15 protein-coding genes and 4 tRNA genes are annotated in these 16,542 nt (G+C 66.4%); 17 read left to right on the forward strand and 2 right to left on the reverse strand.

The features are described 5' to 3' along the window. Positions 1-11: 11 nt before the first annotated feature. The 4 genes from recF to gyrA all read left to right on the forward strand — a co-directional run bounded on the left by recF (position 12) and on the right by gyrA (position 6,793). Positions 12-1,103 carry a DNA replication/repair protein RecF gene (gene recF, locus B5F79_RS09375; RefSeq protein WP_087220718.1) on the forward strand — a complete coding sequence of 364 codons (1,092 nt, stop codon included), beginning with the start codon at positions 12-14 and terminating at the stop codon, positions 1,101-1,103. Continuing rightward, on the forward strand, positions 1,090-1,626 hold the full coding sequence (locus tag B5F79_RS09380; protein WP_087220721.1) for a hypothetical protein: 537 nt from the start codon (positions 1,090-1,092) through the stop codon (positions 1,624-1,626). The genes recF and B5F79_RS09380 overlap by 14 nt, the downstream gene beginning before the upstream one ends. A gap of 161 nt (positions 1,627-1,787) precedes the next feature. Further along, entirely contained in the window at positions 1,788-3,824 is a 2,037-nt protein-coding gene (gene gyrB / locus B5F79_RS09385) for a DNA topoisomerase (ATP-hydrolyzing) subunit B (protein ID WP_241147302.1), read from the forward strand. A gap of 209 nt (positions 3,825-4,033) precedes the next feature. Then, positions 4,034-6,793, forward strand: coding sequence for a DNA gyrase subunit A (gene gyrA / locus B5F79_RS09390; RefSeq protein WP_087220728.1), 2,760 nt, complete (start codon positions 4,034-4,036; stop codon positions 6,791-6,793). Positions 6,794-7,057: 264 nt separating this feature from the next. Here gyrA and B5F79_RS09395 read toward each other — a convergent pair whose 3' ends face one another. Next, positions 7,058-7,594 carry a bifunctional nuclease family protein gene (locus B5F79_RS09395; protein WP_241147303.1) on the reverse strand — a complete coding sequence of 179 codons (537 nt, stop codon included), beginning with the start codon at positions 7,592-7,594 and terminating at the stop codon, positions 7,058-7,060. 145 nt (positions 7,595-7,739) lie between these two features. Between B5F79_RS09395 and B5F79_RS09400 the strand changes: the two genes are divergently transcribed. From B5F79_RS09400 to B5F79_RS09425, 6 genes are all read left to right on the forward strand, one after another. Next, positions 7,740-7,816, forward strand: a tRNA-Ile gene (locus B5F79_RS09400). 83 nt (positions 7,817-7,899) lie between these two features. Next, a tRNA-Ala gene (locus B5F79_RS09405) sits at positions 7,900-7,975 on the forward strand. 319 nt (positions 7,976-8,294) lie between these two features. Further along, positions 8,295-8,717, forward strand: a complete 423-nt coding sequence (locus B5F79_RS09410) for a hypothetical protein (protein WP_087220730.1) — start codon at positions 8,295-8,297, stop codon at positions 8,715-8,717. Between the two features lie 135 nt (positions 8,718-8,852). Next, positions 8,853-10,691, forward strand: a complete 1,839-nt coding sequence (typA, locus tag B5F79_RS09415; protein ID WP_087220733.1) for a translational GTPase TypA — start codon at positions 8,853-8,855, stop codon at positions 10,689-10,691. Positions 10,692-11,045: 354 nt separating this feature from the next. Then, positions 11,046-11,234, forward strand: a complete 189-nt coding sequence (locus B5F79_RS11340; RefSeq protein WP_087220736.1) for a type II toxin-antitoxin system HicA family toxin — start codon at positions 11,046-11,048, stop codon at positions 11,232-11,234. Between the two features lies 1 nt (position 11,235). Beyond that, a complete protein-coding gene (locus B5F79_RS09425; RefSeq protein ID WP_087220739.1) occupies positions 11,236-11,682 on the forward strand; it encodes a type II toxin-antitoxin system HicB family antitoxin in 447 nt (148 codons plus the stop codon). Positions 11,683-11,737: 55 nt separating this feature from the next. Here B5F79_RS09425 and B5F79_RS09430 read toward each other — a convergent pair whose 3' ends face one another. Next, positions 11,738-12,511, reverse strand: a complete 774-nt coding sequence (locus B5F79_RS09430) for a trimeric intracellular cation channel family protein (protein ID WP_087220742.1) — start codon at positions 12,509-12,511, stop codon at positions 11,738-11,740. A gap of 135 nt (positions 12,512-12,646) precedes the next feature. Here B5F79_RS09430 and B5F79_RS09435 point away from each other — a divergent pair. The 7 genes from B5F79_RS09435 (at position 12,647) to B5F79_RS09465 (ending at position 16,539) form a co-directional block, all read left to right on the forward strand. Further along, positions 12,647-12,737: transfer RNA gene (locus tag B5F79_RS09435), tRNA-Ser, on the forward strand. Positions 12,738-12,776: 39 nt separating this feature from the next. Continuing rightward, positions 12,777-12,866 (forward strand) — tRNA-Ser (locus tag B5F79_RS09440). Positions 12,867-13,006: 140 nt separating this feature from the next. Beyond that, positions 13,007-14,023, forward strand: coding sequence for a DUF4013 domain-containing protein (locus B5F79_RS09445; protein ID WP_087220745.1), 1,017 nt, complete (start codon positions 13,007-13,009; stop codon positions 14,021-14,023). 281 nt (positions 14,024-14,304) lie between these two features. Then, a complete protein-coding gene (gene rpsF / locus B5F79_RS09450; protein ID WP_087220748.1) occupies positions 14,305-14,592 on the forward strand; it encodes a 30S ribosomal protein S6 in 288 nt (95 codons plus the stop codon). Between the two features lie 48 nt (positions 14,593-14,640). Beyond that, a complete protein-coding gene (locus tag B5F79_RS09455) occupies positions 14,641-15,150 on the forward strand; it encodes a single-stranded DNA-binding protein (protein ID WP_087220751.1) in 510 nt (169 codons plus the stop codon). A gap of 42 nt (positions 15,151-15,192) precedes the next feature. Then, positions 15,193-15,465 carry a 30S ribosomal protein S18 gene (gene rpsR, locus B5F79_RS09460; protein WP_087220754.1) on the forward strand — a complete coding sequence of 91 codons (273 nt, stop codon included), beginning with the start codon at positions 15,193-15,195 and terminating at the stop codon, positions 15,463-15,465. Between the two features lie 33 nt (positions 15,466-15,498). Further along, a complete protein-coding gene (locus B5F79_RS09465; RefSeq protein ID WP_087220757.1) occupies positions 15,499-16,539 on the forward strand; it encodes a DUF2232 domain-containing protein in 1,041 nt (346 codons plus the stop codon). Positions 16,540-16,542: the final 3 nt, after the last annotated feature.

Below are 16,542 nucleotides of genomic sequence, written 5' to 3' on the forward strand. Positions count from 1 at the left end.
CCGGGGGACTCGTGGGACTACTGGTAAGGGAGCTCTCGCTCGCCGACTTCCGCAGCTTCGAGCGCCTGACGGTCGCCCCCTCGGAGGGGGTGACCGTGCTCGTGGGGCCCAACGCCGCGGGAAAGACCAACACGGTGGAGGCGCTGCAGCTCGTCACGGCGGGCCGCTCGTTCAGGCGCCCGCGCCCGCGCGACCTCGTGCGCGAGGGGGCCTCCTCGGCGCGCGCCGCCGCCCGCCTCGAGGGCGACGGCCGCGTGGTGGACGTACGCTGCGACGTCGTGGACGGCAGGAGGCAGTTCTCCCGCAACGGCAAGCGCTGCCAGGCCGCCGACCTGCCGGAGTCCCTCATGAGCGTGCTCTTCACGCCCGATGACCTCGACCTCGTGAAGCGCGGCGCCTCCCACAGAAGAGACGAGCTCGACGACTTCGGCCGCCAGGCAAACCGCGGCTACGCCAACGTGCTCTCCGCGTACACCCGCGCGATCGAGCAGAGGAACCGCCTGCTCAAGGACCCCATGGTGGACCCCTCGCTCCTGGACGCGTGGGACGCCTCGGTGTCGCTGGGCGGCGCCACGCTCCTCGAGGCGCGCCTCAGGCTCTGGGGACGCCTTGCCGAGAAGGTGAGCGCGGTCTACGCCGAGGTCTCCGGCGGCGAGGAGCTCGCCTGCTCCTACGGCTGCACCCTCGGCGACGAGGCACTCGGCCTCGACCGGGACGACCTGCGCGAGCTCTTTGCGGCGGCCCTCGCCGAGCGCCGAGAGGAGGACCTGCGCCGCCAGCAGACCTGCGTGGGGCCCCACCGCGACGACGTGACCTTTCTCATAGGGGGAAGGGACGCCCGCTCCTTTGGCTCCCAGGGGCAGCAGCGCTCCGTTGCGCTGGCCCTCAAGATGGCAGAGGTGGAGCTCGCAGCGGAGATCCTGGGCTCGACGCCGCTCCTTTTGCTCGACGACGTCATGAGCGAGCTCGACGACACGCGCCGCGACGCCGTCGTGAGGTTCGTGGGGCGCGGCATCCAGACCGTCATCACCACGACGAACCTCGGGTACTTCTCGCCCGACCTCCTGGACGACGCGGAGGTGGTGAGCTTTGGCGAGAGATGAGATTTCCGCCGAGGTGGCCCGCCGCGAGGCCGGGACGTCCTCGATCGCAGACGTGTTCTCGGGCGTGGTGGTGCCGCCCGCGGGCGCGGGCCACGACGTCACCCGCGCCTGGTACGCCGCCAACGGCGACATCGAGCGAGCCCACACCACGGGCACCTTCGTGCGCGAGCCCCGCCGCGGCGAGGTGGGGCCCGTGCTCGTGGTCTACGTGGACACCAAGGCGCGCGTCACGGACTTCTCGGCCAACAGCGAGGTCTACCTCGCGCGTCTTGCCAACGCGGGCCACCCCTTCTGCAAGGTGGAGTTTCGCCTGAGCAGGTATCCCCGCCGCCCGCCCGCGCCGGGGGGCGAGAAGAACGTCTCTCCCGCAACCGCCACGGCCGCCGCCGCCCCGCGCCGGGCCCTCACGCCCCGCGAGCGAGACGAGATCGAGTCCCTCTGCTCGAACCTCCCGGCCTCCCTGCGCGCGACCGTCTCCCGTGCCATGAGTGCCTCGTATGAGGCTGATTGCGGCGAACGGTAGCAACCACCGCTGAAATCGTGAAGCTCGTCTCAAACGGCCTCTGAGGGGCCGTTGAAGCGTTATCATTCGATTACATGGCCATTTGTATGGCCAGGTTCATACAAACAGACACCTGTGAGAGGGTCCCGCGCGCCGCGGGCCCTGCGGGAGAGGATGTGCGCGTGGCAGCAAAGAATCAGAACACATACGACGCCGGCGAGATCAAGATCCTCGAGGGCCTTGAGGCGGTGCGCAAGCGCCCGGGCATGTACATCGGCTCCACGAGCGCGAGCGGACTCCACCACCTCGTCTACGAGGTCGTGGACAACTCCGTGGACGAGGCGCTCGCGGGCTTCTGCACCAAGATCTCGGTGACCATCCACGCTGACAACTCCATCACCGTGGTTGACAACGGCCGCGGCATCCCCGTGGCCAAGCACCCCGTGAAGAAGATCCCCACGCTCGAGGTCGTCCTCACCATCCTCCACGCCGGCGGAAAGTTCGACAACAACGCCTACAAGGTGTCCGGCGGCCTGCACGGCGTTGGCGTCTCGGTGGTGAACGCCCTCTCCAAGCGCCTCGTGGTCCAGGTCAAGCGCGACGGCGGCATCTACGAGATGGAGTTCGCGCGCGGCAAGACCGTGAAGAAGATGCAGAAGATCGGCACCTCCAAGGCCACGGGCACCACCACGACGTTCTGGCCGGACGACGAGATCTTCGAGACCACGGTCTACGACTACGACACCCTGCACGACCGCCTGCAGGAGATGGCGTTCCTCAACCGCAACCTCAAGATCACCCTCACGGACGAGCGCGAGCTCACCCCGCGCGTGGAGGAGTTCTGCTACGCCGGCGGCATCGTGGACTTCGTGAAGTTCCTGAACGAGGGTAAGGAGGTGGCCGACGGCCTCAAGAAGCCCATCTACCTCGCCGGCAAGTCCGACGACGCCGACCCCGAGAAGATGGGCGAGGTCGAGGTGGCCATCCAGTGGAACACCTCCTACTCCGAGACCGTCATGAGCTTCGCCAACAACATCTACACCCCCGAGGGAGGCATGCACCTCGAGGGCTTCCGCACGGCGCTCACCCGCGTCATCAACGACTACGCGCGCAAGCAGAACATCCTCAAGGAGAAGGACTCCAATCTCACGGGTGACGACATCCGCGAGGGCCTGGCCGCCGTCATCTCCGTCAAGCTGGGTGACCCCCAGTTCGAGGGCCAGACCAAGGCCAAGCTCGGCAGCTCCTTCATGCGCCCGCTCGTGATGAAGATCGTCTCCGACGGCCTGGCCGAGTACCTCGAGGAGCACCCCAAGCAGGGCCGCACCATCGTCAACAAGGCCATGCAGGCCTCCAAGGCGCGCACCGCCGCCCGCAAGGCGCGCGAGGCCACGCGCCGCAAGAGCCTGCTCGAGACGGCGCACCTGCCCGGCAAGCTCGCGGACTGCTCCGTCCGCGACGCCGAGGTCACCGAGCTCTTCATCGTGGAGGGCGACTCGGCAGGCGGCTCGGCCAAGGACGGCCGCAGGCGTGACATCCAGGCCATCCTTCCCCTGCGCGGCAAGATCTTGAACGTCGAGCGCGTGGGAGACCATCGCGCCTTCTCCTCCGACACCATCCAGTCGCTCATCACCGCCATCGGCACGGGCGTGACCGGGGCCGGCGGCACGGGCGGCGACTTCGACCTCTCCAAGGCCCGCTACCACAAGATCATCATCATGACGGACGCCGACGTCGACGGCGCGCACATCCGCATCCTGCTCCTCACCTTCTTCTACAAGTACATGAGGCCCCTCATCGACGCCGGCTACGTCTACGTGGCCTGCCCGCCGATCTTTGGCATCAAGGTGCGCAAGAAGATCCACTACGTCTACCCCAACGGTCGCGAGCCGGAGGAGGAGATCCTCAAGCGCACGGTCCGCGAGCTCGGCTTCTCCTATGAGGAGGACGATGACGGCGCCGAGGAGGGCACGAACGGCAAGGCCAAGCGTCACAAGCGCCCCTACACCGTCCAGCGCTACAAGGGCCTCGGCGAGATGGACCCCAAGCAGCTTGCCTCCACCACGATGGACCCGCGCACCCGCATCCTGCAGCGCGTGACCATCGAGGACGCCGCCTCCGCCGACCGCGCCGTCCGCGAGCTCATGGGCAGCCAGGTCGAGTACCGCAGGGACTACATCGAGCGTCACGCGCACGACGCGAGGTTCCTCGACGCCTAGCCTGGCTTTCCCTGGCACCGAATCTTGCCGCTCAATCGGCGGCCGCCGCACGTTAGGCGTGCGGCCGCCTCTTTCACGGCAATCTCCGGCACCAGGAAAACCCAGGCCCAGACCAGAGTCTTCTCTGGTTGTGGCGGATTCGGTTTGAACAGCCGAGAAGAACGACAGGTTTCACCACGATCCATTAGGAGAAGAACGTGGCAGACGATATGAACAACACGCCCGAGACCCCCGGCGACCTGCCCGAGGACCTGAGGCGCCTGCTCGACCGCGCGCAGGCCTCCGACGAGGGCGAGGACGTCTACGACCCCGACGAGGAGTCGGACGACGCCGAGGACGATGACGACGAGGAGCTCGAGGAGGAGTTCGGCCAGGCGGGCCGCGGCGAGGACGCCGGCGAGACCGACGAGCACGGCGGCGCCCTGCAGATCTCCGAGTTCGGCCACGAGATGCGCCAGAGCTTCATCGAGTACTCGATGTCCGTCATCACGGCGCGCGCCCTGCCGGACGTGCGCGACGGCCTGAAGCCGGTGCACCGCCGCATCCTCTACGCCATGAACGAGTCGGGCATCTTCCCCAACCGCCCGCACAAGAAGTCGGCCTGGACGGTCGGCGAGGTCATCGGCAAGTACCACCCGCACGGTGACTCCGCCGTCTACGACACGATGGTTCGTCTCGCCCAGTGGTTCTCCATGAGGACGCCGCTGATCGACGGCCACGGCAACTTCGGCAACATCGACGGCGACTCCGCGGCGGCCATGCGTTACACCGAGAGCCGCCTGGCCAAGCCCGCCATGGAGCTCCTGCGCGACCTCCAGAAGGATACCGTTGACTGGCAGCCCAACTACGACGAGTCCCTCCAGGAGCCGCAGGTCCTGCCCGCGCGCTTCCCCAACCTGCTGGTGAACGGCTCCTCGGGCATCGCCGTGGGCATGGCCACCAACATCCCGCCGCACAACCTGGGCGAGGCCGTCGAGGCCACGTGCATGCTCATCGACAACCCCGACGCCACGGTCGACGACCTCATGACCGTCATGCCCGGCCCGGACTTCCCCACCGGCGCCGTCATCATGGGCACCGACGGCATCCGCGAGGCCTACGAGACCGGCCGCGGCTCGATCACCGCGCGCGCCAAGGCTCACGTGGAGTCCACCAAGACCGGGCGCAACCGCCTCGTCTTCACCGAGATCCCCTACCAGGTGAACAAGGGCACCCTTCAGGAGAAGATCGCCCAGCTCGTCAACGAGAAGCGCATCGAGGGCATCTCTGACATGCGCGACGAGTCCAACCAGAAGGGCATCCGCCTCGTCATCGAGCTCAAGAAGGACGTCATCCCGCAGGTCGTCCTCAACAACCTCTACAAGTACACGCAGCTCCAGACCACCTTTGGCGTGATCAACCTCGCCCTGGTGGACGGCGTGCCCAAGTGCCTCTCCCTGCGCGAGATGCTCCAGCACTATATCGACCACCAGGTCGACGTGGTCACCAGGCGCACGCGCTTCGACCTCAAGAAGGCGCAGGCCCGCGCCCACATCCTCGAGGGCTACCTCATGGCCCTCGACCACATCGACGAGGTCATCCACATCATCCGCTCCTCGCGCACGGACACCGAGGCCAGCCAGCGCCTCATCGAGCGCTTTGGCTTCACGCCCGAGCAGACCACGGCCATCCTCGAGATGCGCCTGCGCCGCCTCACCGGCCTCTCGCGCGACCAGATCGAGGAGGAGCTCGCCGGCCTTCGCCGCGCGATCGCCTACTACGAGGACCTTCTCGCCAACCCGGACAAGATCCTCGCGGTCATCAAGGACGAGATGCGCGAGGTTGGCCGCAAGTTCTCCGACAAGCGCCGCACGGAGATCTCGGCCGAGGGCACCAAGGAGCTCAACGTCGAGGACCTCATCGCCGACGAGGACATGGTCGTCACCGTGACGCACGCCGGCTACGTCAAGCGCACGCCGGTGGCCACCTACCGCTCCCAGAAGCGCGGCGGCAAGGGCGTCCAGGGCGTGAACCTCAAGGACGAGGACTTCGTCGAGGACCTCTTCGTGGCATCCACCCACGACTACGTGCTGTTCTTCTCCAACAAGGGCAAGGTCTACCGCCTCAAGGTGCACGAGCTGCCCATCGCCCAGCGCACCGCCCGCGGCACCGCCATGGTGAACCTCGTGCCCTTCGCCGAGGGCGAGCACGCCATGGCCGTCATCACCTGCCGCTCGTTCCCCGAGGACGAGTACCTGATGTTCGCCACCAAGAACGGCGTGGTCAAGAAGACCGCCATGAGCGCCTACGACCGCACGCGCCGCGATGGCATCATCGCCATCAACCTCAAGGACGGCGACGAGCTCGTCAACGTGCGCCGCGTGCGCCAGGGCGACAAGGTCGTGCTGGTCTCCACGGACGGCAAGGCCATCCTCTTCCCCGAGAGCGACGTGCGCCCCATGGGTCGCGACACCTCCGGCGTGCGCGGCATCACGCTCAAGGGCGACGCCAAGATGCTGGGCATGGAGATCACCAACGGCAACGGCGACCTCTTCGTCATCACCGAGAAGGGCTTCGGCAAGCGCACGCCCGTCTCCGAGTACCCCGAGCACAAGCGCGGCGGCCAGGGCGTCTACACCATCGCCATGACGACGAAGAAGGGCAACCTCGCGGCGTGCCGCGTGGTGGGCCCGCAGCACGAGCTCATGATCGTGTCCGAGGAGGGCGTGATCATCCGCGTGAAGGTGCGCGACATCTCCAAGCTCGGGCGCTCCACGCAGGGCGTGAAGGTCATGAACCTCGCGGACGGCGACCGCGTGAGCGCCGTGGCCCGCATGGTGGCCGGCAAGAAGAAGACCGCGCCCAAGGACGAGAACCAGGGCGTCCTCGACCTCGCGGCGGCCGGTGCGCGCGACGCGGACGAGCCGGAGTCCGTTGACATCGGCGGCGAGGAGGAGCTCGACGACACCCTCCTCGACGACGAGGAGTAGCTGCCCGACAGTGCGGCCCGCGAGCGACGTGCTCGCGGGCCGCATCCTTGTTGACAGATTGCTCAGGGCCAACTGTCAAGTTGACAGATTGCTCGGGGCCAACTGTCAAGTTCCGTTTTGGAGGTTTCCGGACGAAACCTCGCAACACAATGTCCGCCCGCGCCCAAGACCCGCGCTAGAAGCGGCTGTCTTGGGCGCGGGCGGACGATTTCAGCCGGAAGAGCGTCCGGGAACTCCCAGAACCGCCCACCAAAGCGGCTGGCGCTACTCCTCGTCCTTCTCGCCGGGCGCGACGTTGAAGTCCTCGGGCGAGAGGCTCTCCACGAAATCGTGGAACTTCGCCATCTCGCGGTTCTCCTCGTCCTTCTCGACGGAGCGGAAGTCCGGGAGGGCGGCCGTGGAGAGCACGGACTCGTCGGCGAAGACGGGGATTCCCTCGCGCACGGCGAGGGCCAGGGCATCCGAGGGGCGAGCGTCAAGGTAGACGTGCTCGCCGTCCATGCGCACGAGGTCGATCTGCGCGAAGAAGGTCGTGCCCTGGACGGAGGTGATGCGCACCGCGGCGCAGTGCCCGCCGAGGGAGTCGATGGCGGAGGCGAGCAGGTCGTGCGTCATGGGCCGGCCGCCCTGGCGCGGGCTCACGCCCATGGTGATGGCCGTGGCCTCTACGCTGCCTATGCGAATCGGCAGCTCGCGCGGGGTGTCATGCACGTGCTCCTCGTGGGTGCGAAGAACCACGAGCGAGGTGAGGGGACCCCCTCCGACAACGACGCTCTTGATGTCCATCTTGCGAAGCGACAAACGAACTCCCTTCTCTTGCTCGCATATCCTACCCAATTCCAGGCATATGAGAACTCCGATGAGAGATATTGGGAGCGATTGGAAAGAAACTGCAAAAAAGTTGTTGACCAACCCTGGATAGGTGTGTAGTATATCTCCTTGCGTTGGGCCTGTAGCTCAGTTGGTCAGAGCGTCCGGCTGATAACCGGGAGGTCACAAGTTCGAACCTTGTCAGGCCCACCACTTCCTGACAATAGTCGCCCCAGCGTTAGCCGAGTCGCCGCTGGGGCGATTATTATATTCCGACGCACTGCGTCAGCCCAGAAGGGGACGTAGCTCAGCTGGGAGAGCGCGGGCTTTGCAAGCCTGAGGCCGTGGGTTCGAGCCCCATCGTCTCCACCACGCACTTTTTGGCCGGGGCCTCCATGGTCCCGGCCTTTTCTTGACAGGGGGACAGTCCCTTTGTCATGTTATGCGCCCCGCGTGAAAGGGTATGCACACCCAGCCCGTAGGGTATGTGCACATCCCGAGCCGCCCGTCCTTCTCGCCTATGTGTCTGATCTGCGGTTTCACGAGAAGGACCTCGAGGCGGATCGTACATACCTGGTGTGCGCAGTGTGCACACCCTCCCATGGGCGTCGAGGGGGTCGCCGCGGTACCCCGCGCTCGCTCCCCCGGCTGCGGTATCATCGCAGCAGACAGGCTATGCGAGGGGGATGATATGACCGATAAGAACGAGCGGCGCGACGGGGTCTCGCCGGAGACCGACGAGCTGGCGAGCGAGCTCATGGGCGCCGCCTTCGACCTCCTTGCCTCGGGCGAGCCCTTCGAGGTCCTCCTGGCCGTGCAGGACGCCTCCGGCGCCGTCCAGAGCTACGAGTTCGAGGACGACGGCCCCGAGGCCTGCCTCGACGGCGCGCGCGAGCGCGTGCGGGCCAGCGAGGGCGCCGTTCGCTACGCCATCGCCTACGAGGGCGCCGTGGAGGACGAGGACGGCACGTACGCCGACGCGGTGCTCCTGGAGTTTGGCGAGCGCGGCTACCGCACGTACTCCGCCTACTCCCTCTTCGAGGGCCGCGGGACGGGCGATGGTTTCACGTGGAGCGACCCCGCCCCCGCGGGCGAGATGGAGCCCCTGCTGTAGGCTTCTTCTCGCCAAGGCTTGTAGAAGACGTGAGATGACCTCCGTGAGCTGGGGATAGGCCCCGCTTTTGTCCGTCTGCGCTGTATAATGCACCGGTTGCCGAATAGTTCGGCACAACGAGAGCGAGAGGGACCTATGCGCCAGGAGAACATCAGAAACATCGCCATCATCGCCCACGTCGACCACGGCAAGACCACGCTCGTGGACCAGATGCTCAAGGCGACGGACGCGTTCCGCGAGAACCAGCAGGTCCAGGAGCGCGTGCTCGACTCCAACGACCAGGAGCGCGAGCGAGGCATCACCATCCTGGCCAAGAACATCTCCATCGAGTACAAGGGCGTGAAGATCAACGTCATCGACACCCCGGGCCACGCCGACTTTGGCGGCGAGGTCGAGCGCGTGCTGCGCATGGCCGACGGCGCCCTCCTGCTCGTGGACGCCGCCGAGGGCCCCATGCCCCAGACGCGCTTTGTCCTTCGCCACGCCATCGACGCCGGCCTTGCCGTGATGATCGTGGTGAACAAGATCGACAAGCCCGCGGCCGACCCCGAGAAAGCCGTCAACACCTCGCTCGACCTCATGGCCGACCTCGGCGCCTCCGACGACCAGCTCGAGTTTGCCATGGAGCACGTGGTCTACGCCTCCGCCGTCAACGGCTTCGCCCGACTCGACCCCGAGGACGGCAACCAGGACATGTTCCCCATGCTCGACATGATCGTGGACGAGCTCCCCGCGCCCGACGTGGACCTCGAGGGCCCGCTCGCCATGCAGTGCGTCACCATCGACCACTCCGAGTACGTGGGCCGCATCGGCATCGGCCGCATCTACTCCGGAACCATCCACTCCGGCGACAAGATCCTCGTGGTGAAGAACGACGGCTCGCGCGCCATGAGCCAGGTCAAGCAGCTCTTCACCTTCGACTACCTGGGCCGCAAGGAGTGCAAGGAGGCGCAGGCCGGAGACATCGCCGCCGTGGTGGGCATTGACTCCACCGACATCGGCGACGTCTACACCGACCCCGAGAACCCCGTGGAGCTGGAGCCCATCGAGATCGACCCTCCCACGCTCTCCGTCATCTTTGAGCCCTCGACCTCCCCGCTCGTCGGCCGCGAGGGCGACATCGTAGGTGGCAGGCAGCTCAAGGAGCGCCTCATGCAGGAGCGCGAGAACAACGTGACCATGCGCATCGAGGAGCTGCCCGACAAGACCGGCATCGAGGTCGCCGGCCGTGGCATCCTGCACCTCTCCGTCCTCATGGAGACCATGCGCCGCGAGGGCTTCGAGTTCCAGGTGGGCCGCCCGCGCGTGCTCTTCAAGAAGGACGCCAACGGCAACATGACCGAGCCCGTGGAGCAGGCCGTGGTGGAGTGCCCCGGCGAGTACTCCGGCAAGGTCATCGAGGTCTTTGGCAACGCCGGCGGCACCATGATCAGCATGGACGCGGGCACCACGCAGACCCACCTCGAGTTCAAGATCCCCACGCGCGGCATCATGGGCCTCAAGAACCGCATCTTGAACGTCACCCACGGCGAGGCCGTCTTCTATCACACGTTCCTCGAGTACGGCCCCTACGCGGGCGAGATCGGCGTGCGCCAGAACGGCGCCATGATCTCCATGAGCACCGAGAAGGCCGTGGCCTACGCGCTCGGCACGCTCCAGGAGCGCGGCGCGCTCTTCGTGGGGCCTGGCGACGAGTGCTACGAGGGCATGCTCGTGGGCGAGCGCTCCAAGCCGGGCGACATGGTGGTCAACATCGCGCGCACCAAGAGCCTGGGCAACCAGCGCTCCTCCACCGCCGACATCGCCGTGCAGCTTACGCCGCCGCGCACCTTCACCCTGGAGGAGGCGCTCGAGTACATCATGGATGACGAGCTCGTCGAGGTCACGCCGCAGAGCGTACGCATGCGCAAGCGCATCCTCAACGAGATCGAGCGCCGCAAGTGGGCCGTCCGCACCGGCAAGGTCAAGAAATAGCGGACAACTTGACAGTTTGCTCATGTCTAACTGTCACGTCATAAGAGCGGCCGAGAAGAACGTTCTTCTCGGCCGCTCTTTATGGCAAAGGGGACAGGGTGGTTTGTCAGGTTCTGGAGATGGTGTTGCCTCTGAAGGCCCCGGCCAATGATGCGTAGCCACCATTCGTTTCCGTCTCGATTGCCGGACCTGGCAGGCGGCCGACTCCGAATATCTTTGGGCTCGAGAGACGCATGAGTCGCGTCTTCAGTCGGGAAGGTTCCCGGCACACTTCCCCTGATACGATTCCTCCAACATAAACAGAAATCAGTTCATAGTTTTAAATATAAACTGATGTATAGTTAGGAGGAAGACTTGGAACCTCCGACCGCACGCGAGGTCATTGCAAGGCTGCTCAGGGAGGGATATGTCCTCGTGGGGTGTGCGGGCGACCATAGAAAGCTCACCGACGGCACCCACGTGGTAATTGTCCCCGGAAAACTGGGAGCGCATCTGAGGCCGGGGACCTGGGCGAGCGTTCGCCGTCAGGCAGGATGGAGGTAGCATGCGACGCTGCTACGAGGCAGTTCTCGAGAGGGACGCTGACGGATGGACGGTCAGGTTCCCTCAGCTCGGGGATTTCGTGACGTTTGGAAAGACTCGTGAGGAGGCGCTCGACGAGGCGTCCGACCTTCTCAGGCTCATACTTGCCGAGCGCGTGGAGAAGGGTGACGAGCTCCCCTCTCAGGAACATGTGGTGGAGTGCGTCTCGGTATCTGTGGAAGTGAGTCTCGAGGATGCGGAGAGGACCCACTTCATGACGCAGCGCGAGGCGGCGGATCTCCTTGGGGTCTCTCCCTCGAGAGTGTCCGCCCTCGTGTCCTCCGGCCGCCTGACCTCGAGGCGCTTTGAGGGAAGAAACCTCGTCTCCGTCCAGTCGGTCAACGCCTATCTGGCCAGCCCGCGAAAGTCCGGGAGGCCGCGCAAGGGGAATTACCTGGCGTTTGCGTGATTGCCGCGGCTGGTGACGAAGGGGGACGGGGTTCTGACAGGGGGGCTGGCAACGGCTACTTCCTCGGCGGCGTGACGTTGTGGACGGGGCGGTCCTTCTCGTACTTGCTCGTGCGCCAGCGAGTCACGCGCACGTAGCGGCCCACGCGACGCATGGGGGCGGCCACGCGCGGGCCGAGGTCGACGTCTGCCGGGGTCTGCACGTTGTAGCGCAGGGACCAGCGCCTGAGCCCCATGGTCACGACGATGCACAGCAGCGCGCCCCAGAACTTGTTCATGGAGCCCAGCACCACGGCGCACCAGTACGCCGCGCTTCCGGCGAACGCGCACAGGGCGTACAGGTTCGACTTCTGGAAGATTCGCGGCACCTCCCCGAGAAAGACGTCGCGCAGCATGCCGCCGCCCACGCCGGTCATGATGCCCATGAGCATGCAGGACGCGGGGAGAAAGCCGTGCACGAGCGCCTTGTCGGTGCCCACGAGCGCGAAGAGCGCCACGGCCGTGATGTCCAGCCACTCCAGGAGGTTTCCCGCGCGGTCGAGCGGCTGCGGGAAGAGGAAGGCCACGAGTCCCGTGGCCACGCTCGCGGGGATGGCGAACGGGGAGTCGAGCATGTAGACGCTGCCCACCTGCATCATGACGTCGCGGATGAGGCCGCCGCCCAGCCCGCAGAGAAGGGCGAGCCCGACGAAGCCGACCGCGTCGAGATGGCGCGACCGGGCCACCATGACGCCGCCCGCCGAGCCCACGACCACGGACGCGAGGTCGATCCACGTGGGGAGTGATACCGCCATGAGCTCGGGGCTGTAGGTGGTGAAGAGTTCTGGCACAGGGGCTCCTTGCGTGCGTGCGGGCAGGTCCGTTCATTGTTGCGCACTGGGGCAAAAAGGGACAGTCCCTATTCCTCTAGAAAAGTGCTTTGAAACTCGCTCGAGATACGCTATACTGACCGCTGCACCAAACAAGGAGAGTTGTCCGAGTGGCCGAAGGAGCACGATTGGAAATCGTGTAGGCGCCTAAAGCGTCTCCAGGGTTCAAATCCCTGACTCTCCGCCAGAACTTTCCGTGGCGCCTTCGGGCGCCACGTCACCCTTCGGAGGGGTGGCAGAGTGGTTGAATGCGGCGGTCTCGAAAACCGTTTACCCCTTCGGGGGTACGAGGGTTCGAATCCCTCCTCCTCCGCCATCTGATCCAGAAGACCGGTCCGGAAGGGCCGGTTTTTTCATGTCGCGGAGGGTCTGCCGACAGATACGTTGGGGTACGCTACCCGTTAGCAGCCCGTCAGCGGGTGCCCCGGAGCCGAAACAACCAGAGGAAGGACGCCCATGGTCGCCGAGGAAGAACTCGAGGGATTCCGCAGAGACCGCTACTTCGCGCGCTCCTGGGCCCTGCTCACCCGGCACGCCGGCTGGATCAAGCCCGTCCTTCTCCTCACGGTGGCGCTCCTCGTGCCCCTGGTGGGATGGTTTGGCGTCATGGGCTACGCGCTCGAGTGGGCCCGCCTCACCGCGTGGGGCGTGAACGCGGCCCCCAAGCAGCGGGGCGTGCGCGTGGGCGAGTGCATCGCCAGCGGCGCGCGTGCGTTCGCGGTCCTTCTGCTGTGGAGCGTGGTCGCCGGCATCGTCGTGGGCCTGCTCTCCGCGCTGCCGCTGGTGGGCGGCATCGTGGCCGCCGCGTGGGCCGTTCTCAGCCTCTTCTTTGGCGTCGTGGTCATGGCGGCGGAGCTCCGCGCGACCATCTACCGCAGGATCGTGCCCGGCCTCAGGGTGAGCGCGGTCTGGCAGATGGTGAGGCACGACCCCATGGGCCTTCTGAGGGTCTTTGGCATGGTTGCGGTGGGTGGCGTGCTCATGGGCCTCGTGAGCTCCATCGTGGCGTTCTCCGCGCTCGCCAGCATCCTTCCCACGCTCCTCTACTACGTGGCCTACCTCGGCGAGTACTCGCAGTTCATGAGCGATGCGGCCCTTGCGTCCGGCGTGGTCGCCTTCGTGTTCGAGGCTCTGGCGGCCATGGGTCCGGTACTGATAGTCCTTCTCCTGCTCGACGGCTTCATGGGCGTGATCACGCTCCTGCTGGGCTACACGGGGGTGGCGCTGTGGATGCGCCAGTTCAACGTTCCCGCGTGGCGAGCGGACGAGGACCCGCTTCCGCCCTTCGTCTCCGACCCGCGCGACCCGGCGCCGGACTCCCCCGCGGGAAACTCCTGGCAGACCGGGGAGGCCTGCCCGGAGCCCGAGCCCGTCAGCGCCTCTGGTCCCGTGCAGGAGGAGGGCGGCGCGCAGGCCGAGAAGGACGAGGGCCCGTCGCTCCCTCCCGTCGCCGGGCATGACAGTTTGACCTGAGCAAACTGTCAAGTGTGGAGACCTTGCGCCGGCCGGGCTCGTCTGTCGCGAGCGTCCTGTTTGTCTCGGCGCCCCTCACCTCCCGCGAGGCAGAGTGTCGGGAAGAGCCGCGTAAGCTCCGGCGCAGCTGCGCGTAACCTCCCTTGGGTATGCTCCTTGCAGGGGTTTCGTGGAGGAGCGCGGCTGCGACGGCGGTCTGTGCTATGATGCTTCGCCGAACCTTTCCTGCTCCGGGCGTGCCTTCATGTCCCGGGGCCATTAGCCCAGAGGAGGTGAACCACATGAAGGCCTACGAACTGCTGTATTTTGTCGACCCCACGTGCAACGAGGAGACCCGCGCCGGCGTTATGAAGCGCATCGAGGTTGCCCTTGGCGATGGCACCGTCGACACGGTCGAGGACTGGGGCAAGCGCAAGCTCGCCTTTGAGGTCGACGACCTGACGGAGGGCGACTACACCCTCATCAACTTCCACGCAGATCCCACCGTGATCGCCGAGCTCGACCGAGTTCTGCGCATCAACGACGCCGTCAAGCGTCACATGGTCGTCCGTCGCCCGGACAAGGACTAGCTTTGGAAGTGCGGGCCCCTGCGCCCGCGGATGAGAGGGAGTGAGATCGTGAGCATCAACAGGGTCAACATCTCGGGCAACCTCACCAGGGACCCCGAGCTCAGGGCAACCGCGAGCGGGTCGCAGATCCTCTCCTTCGGCGTTGCCGTGAATGACCGTCGTCGCAACCCGCAGACCGGTGAGTGGGAGGACTACCCCAACTTCGTCGACTGCGTGGTCTTTGGCGCACGTGCCGAACCGCTCTCCCGCTTCCTCTCTAAGGGAGCGAAGGTTGCCGTAGAGGGCAAGCTCCGCTACAGCTCCTGGGAGACGAAGGACGGCCAGCGCCGCAGCAAGCTCGAGGTCGTCGTGGACGAGGTCGAGTTCCTCAGCTCGAGGAACCAGCAGGCCCCCGCGGGCGCCTACCAGGCGCCGCAGCAGGGCTACCAGCAGCCCGCCTACGGCGCGCCCGTAGCTGCCGCCCCGGCCCCCATGGCCGCGGCCCCGCAGCCGAGCTACCAGGCGCCCGTCCAGACCCCGCCGTCGAACGAAGTCTACGACGAGGACATCCCGTTCTAATCACCGGCGGCGCTCGCGCCGCCAACAGAAAGGCAACAAGACATGGCTCAGCAGAAGCAGGATTTTCAGCGCCAGCCGCGTCGCAAGTACTGCCAGTTCTGCAAGGAGGAGACCGAGTACATCGACTACAAGGATGTGCAGCTTCTCCGCAAGTTCATGACCGACCGCGGCAAGATCAAGCCGCGCCGCGTCACTGGCGCCTGCACGCAGCACCAGCACGACATCGCGCTTGCCATCAAGCGCGCCCGCGAGATGGCGCTTTTGCCCTACACCGTCCCCGTGGTCTCCAGCCGCGGCGGCCGCAACCGCGGCTAGGGCGAGCTGACACGTGAGTAGAGCGTGCGCGCGATGAGTGATCTGCCCAACGGCTCCGCCATCAACGGGAGCAAGATCGTTCCCGTCGGCCCCAGGGCCGAGAAGAACGAGGGGCGCCCCGCCCTTCCCGTTCTCGGCGCCGTACTCGTCTGCGCGCTCGGCGGCTACGTGGCAACCACCTCCCTCGCCTTCGTGGCTCCCGCGATCGTGGCGTTCGGGCTCGTCTCGTGTGCCCCGCGCGGTCTTCTGAGGGAGATGCTCCCGGGTCTTCTGGCGGCGCTCGCCGTCTCCGCGGCCCTTGGTGCGCCCTCCGGGACGGTTGCCGTTGCGGACTGTGCCATCGTGTGCGCCGTGTCCTTCGCGGTGGCGCTGGCGATGGTGAGGGGAAGGCTCACGCCCGGTGCCTCGTGCATCGTGATGGCGGCCCTCACGGCCGCGCATCTTGGCGTCGATGCCCTCGCGGCGTCCATGGGCGGAACCACGCTCGTGGAGTCGGTCTCCCAGATCCTGGCGTACGTGCGCCAGCAGGTCGTGGAGATCAACCCGTCCGCAGCCGCCCAGGTCGACTCGACGGTCGCCGTGCTCGAGGTGATGTGGCCGTCCGGCTACGTCGTGGCCGCACTGGCCGAGGGCATCATGGCCCAGCTCGGGGCATGGCTCGCCGCAGCCGGCAGGCCGGAGGTCTCCCGCCCGCGCCTCGCGGACTTCGACCTCCCCCTCTGGACCGTGGCCGCGCTCGTGGTCTCGGTCGCGGGGCTCGCCGTGGCGCTCACCGTTCCCGCCGCGCCGGACGCCGTCCTCATGGTCTCGGCCAACCTGGTCATGGCCCTGAGGTTCGCGCTCCTGGCACAGGGGATGGGCGTTCTCTCCTGGTTTCTCGAGGAGAAGAACGTGGGCGCCCTCGGACGCATCCTCGCCGCGGTCGCGGGGCTCTACTTGGAAGCGCAGTTCATCGTAGTGTCCATCGTGGGGCTCGTGGACGTCTGGGCAAACTTCCGCCACCTCGTTCGTGGCGGGCAGCCGGGACCCACGGGCAACGCGGAGCAAGACAAGGAGCCGGCGAACGCCGGCTGACCG

Source organism: Olsenella sp. An285 (assembly GCF_002159625.1).
Taxonomy (GTDB): domain Bacteria; phylum Actinomycetota; class Coriobacteriia; order Coriobacteriales; family Atopobiaceae; genus Thermophilibacter; species Thermophilibacter avicola.

Bases quoted from the DNA above. Each gene is read 5' to 3' on its own strand.
- gyrA (WP_087220728.1), top strand. From the start codon at position 4,034: ATGAACAACACGCCCGAGACCCCCGGCGACCTGCCCGAGGACCTGAGG.
- B5F79_RS09410 (WP_087220730.1), top strand. From the start codon at position 8,295: ATGACCGATAAGAACGAGCGGCGCGACGGGGTCTCGCCGGAGACCGAC.
- typA (WP_087220733.1), top strand. From the start codon at position 8,853: ATGCGCCAGGAGAACATCAGAAACATCGCCATCATCGCCCACGTCGAC.
- B5F79_RS09425 (WP_087220739.1), top strand. From the start codon at position 11,236: ATGCGACGCTGCTACGAGGCAGTTCTCGAGAGGGACGCTGACGGATGG.
- B5F79_RS09445 (WP_087220745.1), top strand. From the start codon at position 13,007: ATGGTCGCCGAGGAAGAACTCGAGGGATTCCGCAGAGACCGCTACTTC.
- rpsF (WP_087220748.1), top strand. From the start codon at position 14,305: ATGAAGGCCTACGAACTGCTGTATTTTGTCGACCCCACGTGCAACGAG.
- rpsR (WP_087220754.1), top strand. From the start codon at position 15,193: ATGGCTCAGCAGAAGCAGGATTTTCAGCGCCAGCCGCGTCGCAAGTAC.
- B5F79_RS09465 (WP_087220757.1), top strand. From the start codon at position 15,499: ATGAGTGATCTGCCCAACGGCTCCGCCATCAACGGGAGCAAGATCGTT.